Origin of the sequence: Scytonema hofmannii PCC 7110, assembly GCF_000346485.2 — a bacterium.
GTDB classification, from domain to species: Bacteria; Cyanobacteriota; Cyanobacteriia; order Cyanobacteriales; family Nostocaceae; genus Scytonema; species Scytonema hofmannii.
The window spans coordinates 4945113-4960098 of sequence record NZ_KQ976354.1 but is presented as its reverse complement, the minus strand read 5'-3'; the positions used below and the strand labels follow the sequence as shown (position 1 = coordinate 4960098).

Below are 14986 nucleotides of genomic sequence, written 5' to 3'. Positions count from 1 at the left end.
CAAATTCTGGCAAGGTTTTTTCCTGTCAAGACTATTGGAATATAGATTTATTATTGAGACACGGGACAAGAAGCAGATGGAAACCAAGAGCTGTGAGCGGTGACACTAGGAGTTTGTGCCAGGAGTTCGATGTTACCATTGCGATCAACTACCCAGCTTGAAGCTTCCACAATTTGAGTTGCTACTGTAACTTTGGTAGTGCTTAAAATATCTGTTGATTGAGGTGCGGTGTTGGCTGAGTTTTCTCTTTGCGTTTGACTTTGCCGTTGTCTGTTGGACGATCGCACATTATAATCTGTAATCAAGGGACTTTGAGTGGTTTGGGCGTTGAGGGGCGATCGCAATCTCACCCATTGTGCAATAGTAGTTGCATCTTGAAGTGGTTCAATAGGATTAAGCGGCAATCCACCACGTCCTGTGGAAATAAAAGTATTCTGGAATTGTCGAGTTCCTGGAGTGCAAGCAGTGTAAATTTGATTGGAGGCATCAACCAGATTAATTGGGAGTTCGACTAATCCACTGGTAAGATCCACATCCGGTGGAGTGATTTCTACATTCCCACTTAACTCTCGCGTTGCGCCTGTAGCTGTGATGTCACTCAAAGAGGTGAGTGCATCGCGGAACTGCGTCCCAAAGATGCTTTGAGTTTTGATTCTTACATTTCCACCCCGGAAGTCAGTTGAGTTGGCACTGATATCACTGTTTTCGATCGCAATCAAGAAATCGGTGTCAATATTGATATTACCACCAACGACATTTTCGCCACTTGCATTGGTGGTGATGTTGCTGTTGCGACGAAGAACTAGGTTTCGAGAGTTGAGGTTGATGGTTGCTTGTTCTCTATTAGGATCTTTGTTGGGGCTGCGAGTGTTGGCGTTGAGTGAGGCGTTGTTGTCTAGGCGGATAGTATTAGCGTTGATGGTCATAATACCTGCGTTCCCTGTTCCCTGACTATTGACAAATATCCCAGCGCGATCGCTTACAAGTAATTGACGGGTATTAACCTTCAAATCTCCTGCATCCCCGGTTGAGTCTGGTTCAGCAGAAACAAATAAACCACTGGAAAACCCACCACGAGCTGATTGACCAATCAGTTGCACGCTTTGTGAAGCATTTAAAGTTAAATCTCCCGCCTGTCCCGAACTAAACGTAGAAGCTATGACTTGCGCCCCATCTCGCGCAAGTAAACGTTGAGTATTAACATTTAAATTGCCCGCATCTCCAGTTGCACCTTTTTCAGAAGAGGCAAATAAGCCACTGAGAAAATTGCTATTCACTGACTGACCGATAAGTTGCACGCTTTCTGAAGCATTTACAGTTAAATTTCCACCTCGTCCAGAACTAAACGTGCTTGCTAAAACCTGCGCCCCATCCCTTACTATTAAATTTTTTGTATCAACCTTTAAACTTCCTGCATTTCCGGTTGAGCCTCTTTCAGCAGATGCAATTAAACCACCAGGAAAACCATCAGCAGATGTGCCAACCAGTTCAACCTTATTAGAGGCATTGACTGTTAAATTTCCCGCCCTACCTGTACCAAATGTTCCAGTAAATATCCGTGCTCCATCTCGTACAAGTAAATCTTGGGTATTAATCGTTAAACTTCCTGCATCTCCAGTTAAACCTGCTTGAGCAGACGTGGCCAAACCACTGATAACACGACCATCAGCAGAAGTGCCAATCAACTGTACCTTGTTTGAGGCGTTTACAGTTAAATTACCCCCTTTGCCTCTACCATTTGTGCTAGCGTCAATTTGTGCCCCATCTCGCACAAGTAAATCTTGAGTAGTAATTTTCAAACTTCCTGCGTCTCCAGTTGAACCTCTTAACGCAGAAGTACTTAAGATGCTGGTAGTTTGACCATCTGCTGACTTACCAATAACTTCCACCTTCTTAGAAGCATTTATAATTAAATTTCCTCCGTTACGTGCGCCGAATGTAACTGCATCCACTTGTCCACCATCGCGCACAAGTAAGTTCTGGGTATTAATCGTTAAGTCTCCCGCGTTTCCTGTTAAGCCTTGATTTGTGGATGCACTCAACCTGCTAGCACTCATGACTTCCACGCTACCACTCGCATTGACTGTCAAATTTCCTCCTTTACCTGCACCAGATGTAGCACTTGTAACTAATGCCCCATTTTGGATAATTAAATCTTGGGTGGTAATTGTCAAATTTCCTGCATCACCAGTTGAATCTTGGTTACTAGAAGTACCCAAACCACTGACAAAACGACCGTCAGAAGACGTACCAGTGAGTTGTACTTTATTAGAGGTATTGATAGTTAAATTTCCTCCCTTACCCTCACCAGATGTACCCGTATTAATCTGTGCTCCATCTCGCACGAGTAAATCTTGAGTGGTAATCGTTAAATCTCCCGCATCGCCAATTGAGCCTGATTCAGCCGCCGCACCCAAACCACTAAAAAAAAGACCGTCACTAGATGTACCAATGAGTTCTACACTAAGGTCAGCGTTAACAGTCAAATTACCTCCCTTACCTCTACTAAAGGTGGAAGTCGTGACTCGTGCTCCATCTCGAACGCTGAAATGGTTTGTGTTAATCCTCATATCTCCTGCATTTCCAAAGCCGAAAGTACTAGTGGAGATATTGCTTAGACCATTAGGTAAGCTAGGCGATCTCCCTACAACCTCTACTGAGTCTTTGGCATCTACAGTTAAATTTCCTCCTTTGCCCGTACCAGATGTCAAAGTTGTGATAGATCCACCATCACGAATACTTAAACGACCTGTAATTATGCTGAGACTTCCGGCATCTCCAGACCCAAAAGTACTAGTAGAAATAGTACTACGAGTATTTCCTGAGCTAGGAGTTTGACCTACAACCTCTACTGAATCTTTAGCGTTTATGGTTAAATTTCCTGCGCGACCAAACTCAGTACTCGTAGTAATCTCTCCACCATCGTTAACGCTTAATCGTTGTGTATTAATAGTTAATTGTCCGCTATTTCCAGTACCAAAAGTACTGGTTGCTAGTCTACTTCCTGTAGTGATTGTCTCTCCAGTTTGTGGATCGATAAATGTTGTTATACCGCTCAAATTAACAGAGTCAGAAGCATTAATTAATAAATTTCCACTACTACCACGTCCTGATGATTGCGTACCAATACTTCCTCCGTTAGCAAGCGTTAGCGATCGCGTTTGAAGTTCGATATTTCCTGCATCGCCTTGACCAGTGCTGGTAGATGAAATTGATGCAAGTTCATTTAATGCAATTGAATCATCAGCGATAATACGAACATTTCCACCCCTTCCCTCATCAAGATTTGAAGAATTGATGGAAGTATTATTACCATCGAGCGTGAGGTTTCTTGTTTTGATTTCAATATCACCGCTAGGCAGATTATTAACTTGACCAAAACCAAATGCAGTAGAACCACTTGAAATAGTACTTCTACTAGTCATCGAAATAGTTTCTTGAGCTTTTAAGTCGATCTTTCCACTTTGTCCTTGTCCAATATTGCCAGAATCAATTATGGATCGGTTACTTAAATTAATATTTCGAGCAGCGATTGTCAGGTTGCCTGATTTCCCTATCGGATTCAAGATTCCATTGGTACTAATCACACTATTATCAAGGCTGACATTATCCTTAGCATTTAAATTAATATTTCCCCGGCTTCTTGGACTAGGACTACTAATTTGGCTTTGATTTGTGAGACGAATTGACTGGGCGTTAACTGTAATATTTCCGGTATCGCCTAAAGAATTTTCTAAACCTTGATTAGCAATGCTACTACGATCGTCTAGTGTAACATTGCCAGTTGCATTAACTACGACATCTCCCCCAGCTACACCTGGTTGACCTTCCCCTGCTGCAAGAAATGAACCAATAATACTATTTCCAAAAAGGCTTAAGTTACCAGTATTGATTGATATTGCACCTCCTCCAGTTGTGAAGGCAAGGGCGTTATTTTGCAGGACTATATCTGCCTTTGGTACACCTTCTCTGAAGGCTAACTGCATTTGATTACCGCTACCAATCAACTCAACAGTTCCTGTTAGAGCAACTGCACCCAATTCCAAACGATTTCCTAGCGAAGCTGCAATACCACCATCGAACGTAATATTTCCCCCTATTAAGTAAAAACTTCCTGGTGTTGAAATTTGACGACTCCGGTTAATTATTTCACCGCGATTCATTTGATTAAAAAACAATGCACTGGGATTCACTGTTAACAAAGCTGGTGCTTGGGTATTTGTCGCACTGAATAATCCTCGATCTCCAAATTGGACTCCATTTGCAGTCGTCCCTACAAAAGCACCTGGCACATCTAATCTGGCATTTCCCCCAAATATAATGCCATTGGGATTGATTAGAAATAAATTGGGTTGGGAGTTGCCATTAGTACCCAGCGTACCCAAAATCTCCGAGCGGTTTCCACCTGTGACTCGTGCCAGAATATTTTGGATATCTGCGCTAGGACTGAAAAAATAAGCTTCTCTTCCTTCACTGACGTTAAATTCTTGAAAACTATGAAATAAGTTAATTCCGCGAGTTGCACCACCAGTAATGACTTCTCTTGGTTGTCCCTGAAAATTTTGTATGATTTGAGATGATTCAGTTCCAAGGGTATCATCGGCTTGGATATTACTGGGAGTACTCTGAGCCAAGGCTTTGTTAGCAAAGATATTTATCCCTATTAATGTCAAAAGTCCTACAAATCGTAATTGCCAACAACTCAGCCAGGGTTTTGTTTTCATTAAACTTATTCTCCGTATAACCACTTACTTCCTTGTTTTATCGTAAGCGATTATTCGGTTATAATATTATGCAGTCTTTCCAATCCTCAACAAATTCCCATGTATGCTTAAGTTAGAATAAACACTATGAACACTGAAACTTGGGAAAAAATCAAGTCGGAGTACAAGCTAGGTCAATTTGTACAAGGTAAAGTTGAGCATCACACACCTTTTGGTGTTTTTGTCGATATTGGTGAGTCAAAAGTAAGAGGTTTAATTAAAATCCCCGACTTTTTAGATGAAGGAGAGATGATAGAAGAAATGTATCCCGCGATTGGTGCTTCAATTGGGGCGATTGTTGTTGGATACAACGAAAGCAATCGGAGTCAAGTTTATTTGAATGCTAAACCCAGTGTTTTACACAAGGCTCTTGTACCTATTTCTCACCGACTTTGAACTGATAACACAACCAAACTGCTTGTAACCACAGCAAAAGCTGTAGGAAGAAATGGTAACCATGCTCCTGGTTGGAAAAAAGCGATGCTCCAAGAAGGAGCCGTACAAAGCGCGATCGCACAAACTCCATATAAAATGATGACTGTAGCAACTATGGCACATCCCCCATTTAACAGCGATGCTCCCAAAGGGAGCCGCGCGGAGCGCGAACGCACATTCCAAGCAATCAAACCAGACACACTCGCCCATCCCCATATCCAGAGAATATCACCGCAGTCAGGTAAAACCCAAAGGATTGGTTGTTCGTCTAAAACTGCACTCAGCATTTGACTAACCATTTGCGCTTGTATGTATACGCCTGGAGTTTCCTGATAATCTTGCCGTGCTTCGCTGTAGGGAGTTCGCCAAGTATCGCCCACAGTGTTTGCTATCACTCCTATGAGAACAACTTTATCTTTAAAGAAATCAAGGTTAACTCGATCGCTCAATACATCTTCAAGAGAAACGCTTTGGTAATTTACATCGCGATAATTAACAAGTATTTGAATTCCGCCTAGATCTACTCCTTGCTGATAGCCACCACTGCGACCAAACTTTAGGCGTTTAAAGACTTTAGAGCCAAACTGTATGTAATCCTCATCTAAATCAAGTTGAATATTTTCGTAAAATAAGTAACGAGCAGCCAATTGTAACGAGAGCGATCGCTCGGTTGCACAAGGAGAAGAAGGCTCTTGTCGCATCATCAGAATTTGGCGACGGATAATACCATCCGGATCTTGGATTGCATCAGTAAAACCCTGACGTTCTACAGGTACTTTTTGGGGAGGTTTAACACCTTGAGGATCGTGCTTGCTATCTCTACCTTTGCAAACGACAACGACATTTTCTTGGCTTAGTTCAGTTGCAAGTTGTATCGGCTTTAATTTATCTGAAGGATCGGTAAAGTCTCGATAAATATCCAATCCAACGACTCGCGGTTGATACTGTTGTAATTTGTTAAGTAGTTCGGCTAACGTACTATCCGAAATGGATTTTAGTCCTGTTGTTATTCCTTGTCGGGATTGAATGTCTTTCTCAGTAATTTCAACAATGACCAACCTGTGGTCTAACTCTTCCTTTGGTCGCAAGAGCAGCATTTGGTCAAAGGTTTGCAGTTCAGCTTTCTGAAAAACCCCCAAATATCTTAAACTTATCGTTATGAGAGTAACAATAACACTACTTAGCAGTACAGTCCATAGTTTAGTTTTTGAAACCGAAATTCTGCTCCGGATCGAAGTATGACTGTGAGTCTCGGTGTTACAGGAGCGATGCTGCAAAGCCGCCGCTTCGCGAACGCGTAACGCTTGCCAAGTTATCGGGATAGTTGTAGGATTTTGACAAATAACGGGTAACCAACTAGCACACGGAAATTCATTTTCCAATGCTTGAAGTCTTTTCCGCGCTTCTCGTACAGCAAGGAAAAATGGCTTTCCACCTGTAAAAGACATTAGAAAATTGTTCAAGAATTGCTGCGCCACCAAATCTGATACTGGTTCGCGCATGACAATTATTTGAGGAATATTCAAATCTGCCAAATTTCGAGCCAAACCAATTCCATCACAAGAGTTGAAAATTGCGAGTTTTAAACCTCGTGTAATTGCTGTCTGAAGAGCGTGTTTAAACTGAGAAATTGTTAAACTCTCGGTCTGGTTGATCTGAATTTCCCCTTTTTCACCACCTGCAAGGCTGACACTATGCCCTGCAAAAAACAGAATATCCCAATCTCGATCCCACAGTTGTTCGTCCAATTCTCGACGTGTAGGTTCGACCAGAAAGGTAGTTTGGCTATCTTTTAACTTTTGCAACAAAGAACGGTCTTTATTAAGATCGATACCAACACTGTTACCTAAAATTGCCAAAATCTTAACTTTACCTGTAGGAAATTTTTGCAATATTTGAGGAGACGCATACTCATGATTGCTCAACGCAACCTCAGCGTTGGGGTAATCCTCAAAAAAATCCCATAAATGCCATGGTAATCGATGTAGTAGTGTTATGTGAGTTTCAATAATGACTCTAATTTCATCATCTCGACTGAGTAGAGTTCGTAATTGCCGTTCAATATTTTGGAAGGATTCGGATTTTAACCAGCTATTAATATGTATTTGTAGTTGTTGGCACAGGCTCTCGAAATCATTTACAGAAATATGAGTGATATCTTGTGACTTTACTTTGATACGATTGCTACCCAACCGTCGATAGACAGCTTCATAGAGCAACTGCCATCTTTTATAGAGTTCGCTGAGTTCTGGTACGGCTGGTAAACTCCCTATAATTTTAAAAAATTGGTCGTTATGCCAAAGTTGAGCCGTGACAACAGGAAAGCCTCGCTCTAAATCTCCTCCTAACAAACTAAATACGACTAGTTTAGTCATTTGTTTAATCAGTGAACAGTAACCAGTGACCAGTGACCAGTGAACAGTAACCAGTGACCAATGACTAAATAACGAAATTTTCTGTTATCTGGTAATTATTAAGCGTTACTTGGATGCTGAAACATTCTCCTACTTCTCCACTGAAGAGCTTCAGTTGCACGTAGTTATCTTGTTCTCTTGCTTGTATCTCTTGAATGATTTCTCCCGATTCTAAAAGCAAAGCTATCTTAATGTTATCAGGTAAGTAGAATTTTTCACTGACTGGGTGTAATTGCACGCGAATACTAACTTGTTGGTTATTCTCTGGTATCAAAGCAACTAATAAGACTACTTTCTGAGACTCTATTTCTATTCCTAAGTCAATAAGCTTAGCTCGTTTGACTCTGGCTACTCCAATTCCAGAAGAACTTCTAAAATTAAAAGCTAGAGCGTTGGAATTTAACTTTAAAAGAGTCTCGATTGTTTCCCAAGCAGTATCGTATACACCTTCAAGCCAACGACTGAGATTGACTTGCACTTGGGAAGATTGTGTTTGCTGTCGTTGTTGGCACAAGCGCTGACGCCACTGTTCGTTCTCTAGTAACGCTCCCCAAGTTGTAAATGGCACTGATAGTCTGGGAAATGTCACTGAATCAGTGTCTAATCTTTGCAAAAGATTGTCTGCTTGTTCGGTTGATAATTGTGGTAAAGGATCTGTTGGTGCTTTTGTCTCTTCTCCCCTACAAAATTGGTAGCTCAAAGAGAAAGCATTGAGGTCTTGCGTCAAATGCCGTGCGTCCATACAATAAGTTCTATCTACCGGGTCATAGTCAGCAAGAGATTTTAGTTCGGTATGAGTTGTGTAAGCCCAAATTCGTACCCACTCGCCATCTGGTTTGACTTGCACTGCTAAATAATAGTCTGCTGCCCAACTGGGAATATCTACCCATTCCTGAGGAACTTCTAACTCGCTATCATCAATTGCTTCACTGGGAATCAACACGACTTGCTTCCCTTCTAACAAAATTGCTGTGCCATTAACAAATTCCCAAAAAGCTGTGTTACTACCGGGGTAACTGTACCAAACATTCACCTCAGCAAAGGATTCAGTAGAAATCCAATCCAAAAAGGCATGGAGGCAAATTTGATTTATGTAAGCGCACCAACGACTGCTAGGCGTGGCATAAACCTGGCTCTGCTGCCGGGATTGCGCCTGAACTTTTGGTGATATTTTTAACAACCATTCTCTGGGATCTGCAAACGCGCACGCCATGTTCACTACCTTGTATGATTCATGTTATGTTCACCATATTGATTTCTCAACCACTCTTCTAAAAGAATACTCATATCTTTAATTTGGTTGGAATTAACAGGAATATTCAAAGTTGACTGGCTCCACTTCACTAATGCTGCTAGCAATGATTCTCTACCTTTAACCAGTTTGCGAGATATTGTGGGCTGACTCATCTGTAATTCCTGCACAATCTGTTGCTGAGTGAGTCCCTGTTGGTAGTAAAGCTTGAGTACTTGTTGGGATTTTACATCTAAGCTGTGTAAAGAATTTAACAATTCAGCAAACATCTGAGAAATTTGGTTTTGTCGGGTTGCCATATCCTCTTCGGCTATCATATCAACTATAGATGAATCGGAGGATGGGTCAGGCACATCAAACGTTATTGTTGTGTCATCATCTTGCTTGAAAGTATTTAGAGATTTAACAGGTGGAAACAGATAAGCACGCACGTAGAGAGCAGTCTGAGTTAACCACTTTTCAATTGTCTCGCTTGTGCATTGTTTGGTAGATTGAGTGAGTTGATTGAAGCGTTCGCGGTTGTAAAGGTCGGTAATAGCTTCCCAAAGTTGGCGAGTTGGTTCCGGTAGCTTATCAACCCCGGACGGTTGCTTCTGGACGTACAGTTCTTTGAAACAAGCCCAGGCTAGACGATATTGAGCAATTGCGGCAAGTGATAATCCAGCTTCACTTAGAGCTTCGAGAAGCAGCTTTTTACTGACTTTGCGTAATAATGCCCAGTTGGTGCAAAGATCGGCTTCCTGGCGTTGGCGTAAAATATCTCTTAACCGACTGGGCATCGCCATAATAGCGTAGGCTTTTAAGCTAGAGCATTTTTCTGCCTTGAAGTCTTTGAGAATTGTTTCGATTTCTGCATTCGCCATTTGGAAGTAATCAGCTAAGCTGTGTTGGCTATTTGTAAATTTGGCAACTGTTTTTGAAGCCGTCCAATAACATGGTTCTTGCAAATAAGCCACCAAATGCATTTTGGCTAGGTGATGGGACTGAGTTTGCCAGTGCTTGTGCCAATAAAGTGCCCAAAAATTCTCTGAGTTAGTGACTTCTGGTGAAGAGTTCAAGCAATTTTGGATACTTCGACGCAGTTTGCGATCGCTCAACCATTTGCCAAATTTGTCTTTTTCCAGCTGCACGAATGTTGAGAACATCTCGGTAATGTCTTGTCGAGGACGCATAGGTAATTCATTGAATCTAGGGGTCAGGAGTCACGGGTTGGGAGGGATCTGAGAGGGATTGTCTTGTTCAATGCGGGATTTGCCCTGTAATTAGCCAGCTTTAGCTTCCAATACTCTTTAGTTTACGTACTTTTAAGGTGGTTTTTTAAAGATTTTACGAAATGGTGTGTTGTACTGATGAAGAACAGATTAGCAGTCAGATCCCTGACTTCTCTGAGAAGTCGGGGATCTCGCAGCCCATTAGCACTCCTCATCTCATTTTCATCTCCATGATTAACCAAAGGCGTATCTTACCAAGTCACAGGAAATTAAAAAATCAAAACTTTAATCTCATAATTCTCAGACTGAAAAGCTTGGTGCGGTCTCCATCATTTTCTGTGGGTTCCGTACTCAGTATTTTATCATTAATTTTGATTATAACTCCCTATCTATCAGGGAAAAATGTAAATTTTTCAGAGATTTCGCAAAATATTGGTTTTAATTTACTGGGTGCAGTAGCAGCTTTTGTTGCCTTTGAAATTATTTTTCGTAAACTTAAAGAGGCGGAAGAACAGCAAGGAGTTGAGTTAGATTTCTTTAAAAAGACAGAATTTATTAAGATGGTTTTTCAAACCAATTTCACCTACAAATTTCTTCAAAATCATACGGCTCCTATTAGAATAATGGAGACCTGGACGGGTTTATTAAGAGACAAAGAGTATAAAGAAAAATTTATTAGTGCAATTTTTAATTCAATTGATAACAATAATGCTGCTATTGAAATTTTACTTCTCGATCCAGAAAATAGAGATTTGATTAAAGCCCGTACAAAAGAATTAAAAGATACATCGCCTGAATTTTCTGAGATCAATATTGAAGAAAATATTTATACTAACCTATATGAAATTCAAGAAATTAAAAAACAGTTAGAAAAAAGAGGAAAATCAGACAAACTAAAAATCAAGTTCTATAATACTAGTCCATCTATCGCTCTTTATATGTGTAGCCCAAACTTGTTTGTTAGCTTTTTCCGTTCCGGTAAGCTGACAACGATGAGTAAGCAGTTAAAATTACCTGTAAATTCACCGATGGCTGAATTTATTAATGAACGATTTGATGAAATATGGCAAGATCCTAAAACCAAATCTCTCGAAGATCGTCTTTATGTAAAAGTAGAAGTGACTCAAGGAGGAATGACTCAAGGTATTTATGATAAAGTTCAGTACATTCGTTGTGAGGAAGGATACTATATACAACATGCAGAACTTTTCAATGATATTGCTAATAAACAAAATATCAATCTCAAAATTAGGGGACGAACCTTTAAATACAAAAATGTAGTTATTAACGATCTATCAGAAATTGTTCAAAAACTTTTTTTAAGTAAATATCCAAGGGTTGAGAAATTATTCATTTTTTTGGAATAAATATTTTTAGTAGGTTGGGTTGAGGAACGAAACCCAACATTTACAGGCATTTGTTGAGTTTTTCCAAGGGTTTTCCCAATCCACAAAAATTCTTATCAGAGTAGTATTGATAGTTGTGTTATGTCTTAGGATTTATATATCTTACGTTTTTTTATATTATTCTATTTAAAAGCCGGTTAAAGTTTTCATAAGATTTACCTGAGTCAATTAAATGTTCAGCGATTTCAACTCCTATTCTTAGTTGACTTATAATATTTCCATCAAGGTCGGGTATTTGATTACCAGCCACAAGTAACAAAGCTGCATTTGCTACAATAAAGTCTCTCTTTGCTTGTAAATTTTGTTTGTCTCCAGACATAATCTTCCAAAACGTGTTAATCTCCTCTTTGAGATTTTTCTCCTCTTTTATTTCTTCTAGACTCGCTCTTTCAAGACCAATGTCTTCTGGGGAAAATTCAGCGATCGTAATAGTTGTTGAGTCAATTTTAAGGATTAAATTGTTGGGACGATCGCTCAACAAATCAGTAGAAGCATTCGATATTTCATCAATGCCATCATAACTATGGTAAATAATACCGCGACTATCTAAATGGAGATATATACCAAGAACATAAGGTATCATTCCTAAATGACAAACTCCTGTGGAATGGTGAACAGGTTTTAAAACTTGAGCATTTGGCGCTAATATTTTGAAAATATCTATATCTACAGGTATATCTAAATTTTGTAAAACTTTTTGCCAATTATTTTCTTGAGGTTTATACTGCTGATGAATTTCAAGTAAATTTCTACCCCATAAATTTTTTCTAGCTTTCTTGAGTGTCTTTGAATAGGGAAAACCTAAATCAGCAAGTGAAACAAAAGCAAACTGATATTGAGAAAGTAGGTCTTTAAGACAAGATGGGTTAACAGGAATTTGATTGTATCCAATTTCTATCATGGCTTGAGAACTACCATGATGAGAGGTCACGTTTGTGGTTCCCGTTTTACAAATAGTGACTAGAGGTGCAACAACAATAGATGCACTAGTTGTTGCATGCATTGTTTTTATAAAATCGCCTCCACTACCAAATGCATGATCGTGAGGTATCAAATCAAGATTATATCCCTTTTCTTGGAGATAGTTCCAAACTTGTTTTCTTAGGCGATCGACAAGAAAATTGACTTGGTGAAAGCCGACTTGTCCATTTCCTGGGGCTAATTTTCGTAAGGTCTCTGTCAGTTCTTCAACATCTTTGGTACTATCACTACAGCTATCAAATAGCTCTATTAGTTTATCATTTTCAATAGGTTGAGTTTTGCTTTCAATTTCCAGAAATTTCTCAAATATTGGTTGTAAAGGGCCTAATTGTGTCAAAATATTAAGCTTCTCATTGATAGATTTACTTGAGTAAAGAAGTTGAAGATCACGCTTGTTGATTTTAGATATAAATTTATACATAAAAAACTTAGGGTTTGAAAAAGGGCAATACTTAGCTACTGGAAACAGTATGCACAGTGTAATGCTGTTTCCTGTTAAGTCTCACACTTTGCATTCTACACAGCAATAATTACTACCACTAGCATTCCAAGCATTCCGCCAAGCGATCTTTAATTTTTTAAGACTTTATCTGAAATCCTCTTGCTCCCTGCACCCTGCTCTGCAGTCTTGATGATAAGTCTTTAACCGGACATGATATTACCGGGGAAGCGGTCAGGGCTAACGCTTTGAACTCCCTGCCTCCCTGCTTCCCTGCTTTTTAGATGCGTTTGCCCTAGGGAAGCGGTAATTTATTGTAAGGGCGCAAGGCATGTCGAATGACTTTCATTGGCCACCTCAAGCCATCCTTCAATTGCATCCTTAAGATTAGTTATCAGTTCTTCCCAAGTATCACCTTCAGTAATACAACCAGGTAAAGCAGGGACTTTTTTCTGCCCAGTATTCACCTTCTTCAGCTTGATGAACAATCGCTTTAAACTTCATCACCTCCACACCCCACTCCCTACTCCCCACTCCCTACTCCCCAAGCAAGTGCATAAGGTAAACGGCACGACATCTATTTCCTATTGCAACTGTAGAATTAGGTCAGTTGATCACAGGAGACCATACAACACTATGGGTGCTTCATCCAGATACTGGAAAATTTGGCGAATTAATCCAGCCAGCGAACAAGTGAGGTACAAACTTTTCTTTGTTCCTCTGGCAGAGGATTTTTGTCAGAAACAGTTGTCACGTTCCCAGAATGGAGATGTGGAAACTGCTCTTTACGCTTACTTCTACAATCAAACACTTGAGGTTGATGACAAAAATCGTGCTGTTGCTGGGCTTTGTCTTAGATGCTACATTTCCGATCCGATCCTAAAAGCTTGTCAAAAAATTGACAATTTATTTGGTACAGAAAAGCACTTTACATACCAAGATTTGCTACCATTTGTTCTTAATGATGATGGTGAAAGCCTCCTCGTTCTGGATAAAGATGGCAAAAATCAACTGCTTTTAGATCAAAACGGTCAAGCGAAGACAGCAAGTTTCAAATTCTTTTCTCTTAGGGTTCTGCAAACCTACAAGCCTGACTCTCAGTCTAGAATGAGCTTAGAAAACTGGGCTTATTTACAAACCAGACAAAATTCAGAGCTAAAAGAGTTTTTATCAGAATTTGGTTTTCAGCATCTGAGTGACTGGGCGCTGTTAAATCGTGCTAGACCCAAACAGCTAGAACGCTTCTCACAACGCGAACGTCATTTAGTAGAAGTTTTTCATGCCGTTTATCGTCGCGATCGCCAACAGCAACGTTCCTACCAAACTAGACGATGTCCCGATCCTACTAATGCTCAACAGCAAGAAATGCTTGCCCGGTTGAAACAACGAAATGTTATTATCAATGACTCAATGGAGTTAATTAAAGAACTCAAACTCGTTGTTGCACAACTCAGGCAGTATGATATTTGGAGCTATAGAGAATCGATAGAAATTCAAGATCCGGAAACTGGAGGTTACACACTTAGACCTGATTTACCTTATGAATCTCTGAGTGAACTTGATGTGGAACAGCGAGAACTTTTAGAGTTTTTGCACGAGCAACTACAATTAGCTTTGCTTAAGGCTATTAAAGAAGAAATTCAAGCGAGTCTTAGCCGATTGGAAAAAAGCAAAAAGTATGCGCCCCTAGCTCACAAGTTCATTCCCGGATTGAAATTATATTACGGTCAAGGTTTAGCTCTTAAAGAAATTGCTCCCAAACTAGGAATGAGTAGCTGGGATCAAACAAGACGAATCTTAAACCCTGGTGAACTTTTAAATAAGGTACGCTATGCCACAGTTCAAAAACTACTTGAGAGAATTTTAAAAAAGGCTGAGGAAAAAGGTTTAACTAAAATTCCTCCACCACCAGATTATCTCAAAGCTATTTCCGAACAAATAGAAGCTTTTGTTGATGAAGAAGTTTTCAATGAAGCTTCTGAAGAAATTAGAGTGGGTAAAAACCGCTCAATGAACAGCGTATACGCACAACAACTTTTTCAATATTTAGAGCAACAATAAACATAGTTCAAAATCAGGAGAGAA

8 protein-coding genes and 1 pseudogene are annotated in these 14986 nt (G+C 39.9%); 3 read left to right on the top strand and 6 right to left on the bottom strand.

What is annotated here, in order from left to right; translation table 11 throughout:
* Nucleotides 1-50: 50 nt before the first annotated feature.
* On the bottom strand, nucleotides 51-4724 hold the full coding sequence (locus tag WA1_RS20655; protein WP_017741637.1) for a two-partner secretion domain-containing protein: 4674 nt from the start codon (nucleotides 4722-4724) through the stop codon (nucleotides 51-53).
* A 126-nt stretch (nucleotides 4725-4850) separates the two neighbouring features.
* Between WA1_RS20655 and WA1_RS20650 the strand changes: the two genes are divergently transcribed.
* On the top strand, nucleotides 4851-5159 hold the full coding sequence (locus WA1_RS20650; protein WP_017741638.1) for a S1 RNA-binding domain-containing protein: 309 nt from the start codon (nucleotides 4851-4853) through the stop codon (nucleotides 5157-5159).
* Here WA1_RS20650 and WA1_RS20645 read toward each other — a convergent pair.
* The 3 genes from WA1_RS20645 to WA1_RS20635 all read right to left on the bottom strand — a co-directional run bounded on the left by WA1_RS20645 (nucleotide 5147) and on the right by WA1_RS20635 (nucleotide 10036).
* A complete protein-coding gene (locus tag WA1_RS20645) occupies nucleotides 5147-7573 on the bottom strand; it encodes a CHASE2 domain-containing protein (protein ID WP_017741639.1) in 2427 nt (808 codons plus the stop codon). The two genes, WA1_RS20650 and WA1_RS20645, sit on opposite strands and share 13 nt — an antisense overlap.
* A 64-nt stretch (nucleotides 7574-7637) precedes the next feature.
* Nucleotides 7638-8825 carry a DUF1822 family protein gene (locus tag WA1_RS20640; protein WP_017741640.1) on the bottom strand — a complete coding sequence of 396 codons (1188 nt, stop codon included), beginning with the start codon at nucleotides 8823-8825 and terminating at the stop codon, nucleotides 7638-7640.
* Between the two features lie 5 nt (nucleotides 8826-8830).
* Nucleotides 8831-10036 carry a sigma-70 family RNA polymerase sigma factor gene (locus tag WA1_RS20635; RefSeq protein ID WP_017741641.1) on the bottom strand — a complete coding sequence of 402 codons (1206 nt, stop codon included), beginning with the start codon at nucleotides 10034-10036 and terminating at the stop codon, nucleotides 8831-8833.
* A 356-nt stretch (nucleotides 10037-10392) separates the two neighbouring features.
* On the opposite strand from WA1_RS20635, the gene WA1_RS20630 reads away from it, so the two are divergent.
* On the top strand, nucleotides 10393-11442 hold the full coding sequence (locus WA1_RS20630) for a hypothetical protein (protein ID WP_148662730.1): 1050 nt from the start codon (nucleotides 10393-10395) through the stop codon (nucleotides 11440-11442).
* Between the two features lie 151 nt (nucleotides 11443-11593).
* Here WA1_RS20630 and WA1_RS20625 read toward each other — a convergent pair whose 3' ends face one another.
* A complete protein-coding gene (locus WA1_RS20625; RefSeq protein WP_017741643.1) occupies nucleotides 11594-12883 on the bottom strand; it encodes a hypothetical protein in 1290 nt (429 codons plus the stop codon).
* Nucleotides 12884-13212: 329 nt separating this feature from the next.
* Nucleotides 13213-13405, bottom strand: a pseudogene (locus tag WA1_RS20620) (type II toxin-antitoxin system HicB family antitoxin).
* 132 nt (nucleotides 13406-13537) lie between these two features.
* On the opposite strand from WA1_RS20620, the gene WA1_RS20615 reads away from it, so the two are divergent.
* The gene (locus tag WA1_RS20615; RefSeq protein WP_017741644.1) at nucleotides 13538-14962 is read left to right on the top strand and encodes a hypothetical protein; all 1425 of its coding nucleotides are present in this window, start codon (nucleotides 13538-13540) and stop codon (nucleotides 14960-14962) included.
* The last annotated feature ends 24 nt before the right edge of the window (nucleotides 14963-14986 follow it).

Bases quoted from the DNA above. Each gene is read 5' to 3' on its own strand.
- WA1_RS20655 (WP_017741637.1), bottom strand. From the start codon at position 4,724: ATGAAAACAAAACCCTGGCTGAGTTGTTGGCAATTACGATTTGTAGGA.
- WA1_RS20635 (WP_017741641.1), bottom strand. From the start codon at position 10,036: ATGCGTCCTCGACAAGACATTACCGAGATGTTCTCAACATTCGTGCAG.
- WA1_RS20650 (WP_017741638.1), top strand. From the start codon at position 4,851: ATGAACACTGAAACTTGGGAAAAAATCAAGTCGGAGTACAAGCTAGGT.
- WA1_RS20640 (WP_017741640.1), bottom strand. From the start codon at position 8,825: ATGGCGTGCGCGTTTGCAGATCCCAGAGAATGGTTGTTAAAAATATCA.
- WA1_RS20615 (WP_017741644.1), top strand. From the start codon at position 13,538: ATGGGTGCTTCATCCAGATACTGGAAAATTTGGCGAATTAATCCAGCC.
- WA1_RS20645 (WP_017741639.1), bottom strand. From the start codon at position 7,573: ATGACTAAACTAGTCGTATTTAGTTTGTTAGGAGGAGATTTAGAGCGA.
- WA1_RS20625 (WP_017741643.1), bottom strand. From the start codon at position 12,883: ATGTATAAATTTATATCTAAAATCAACAAGCGTGATCTTCAACTTCTT.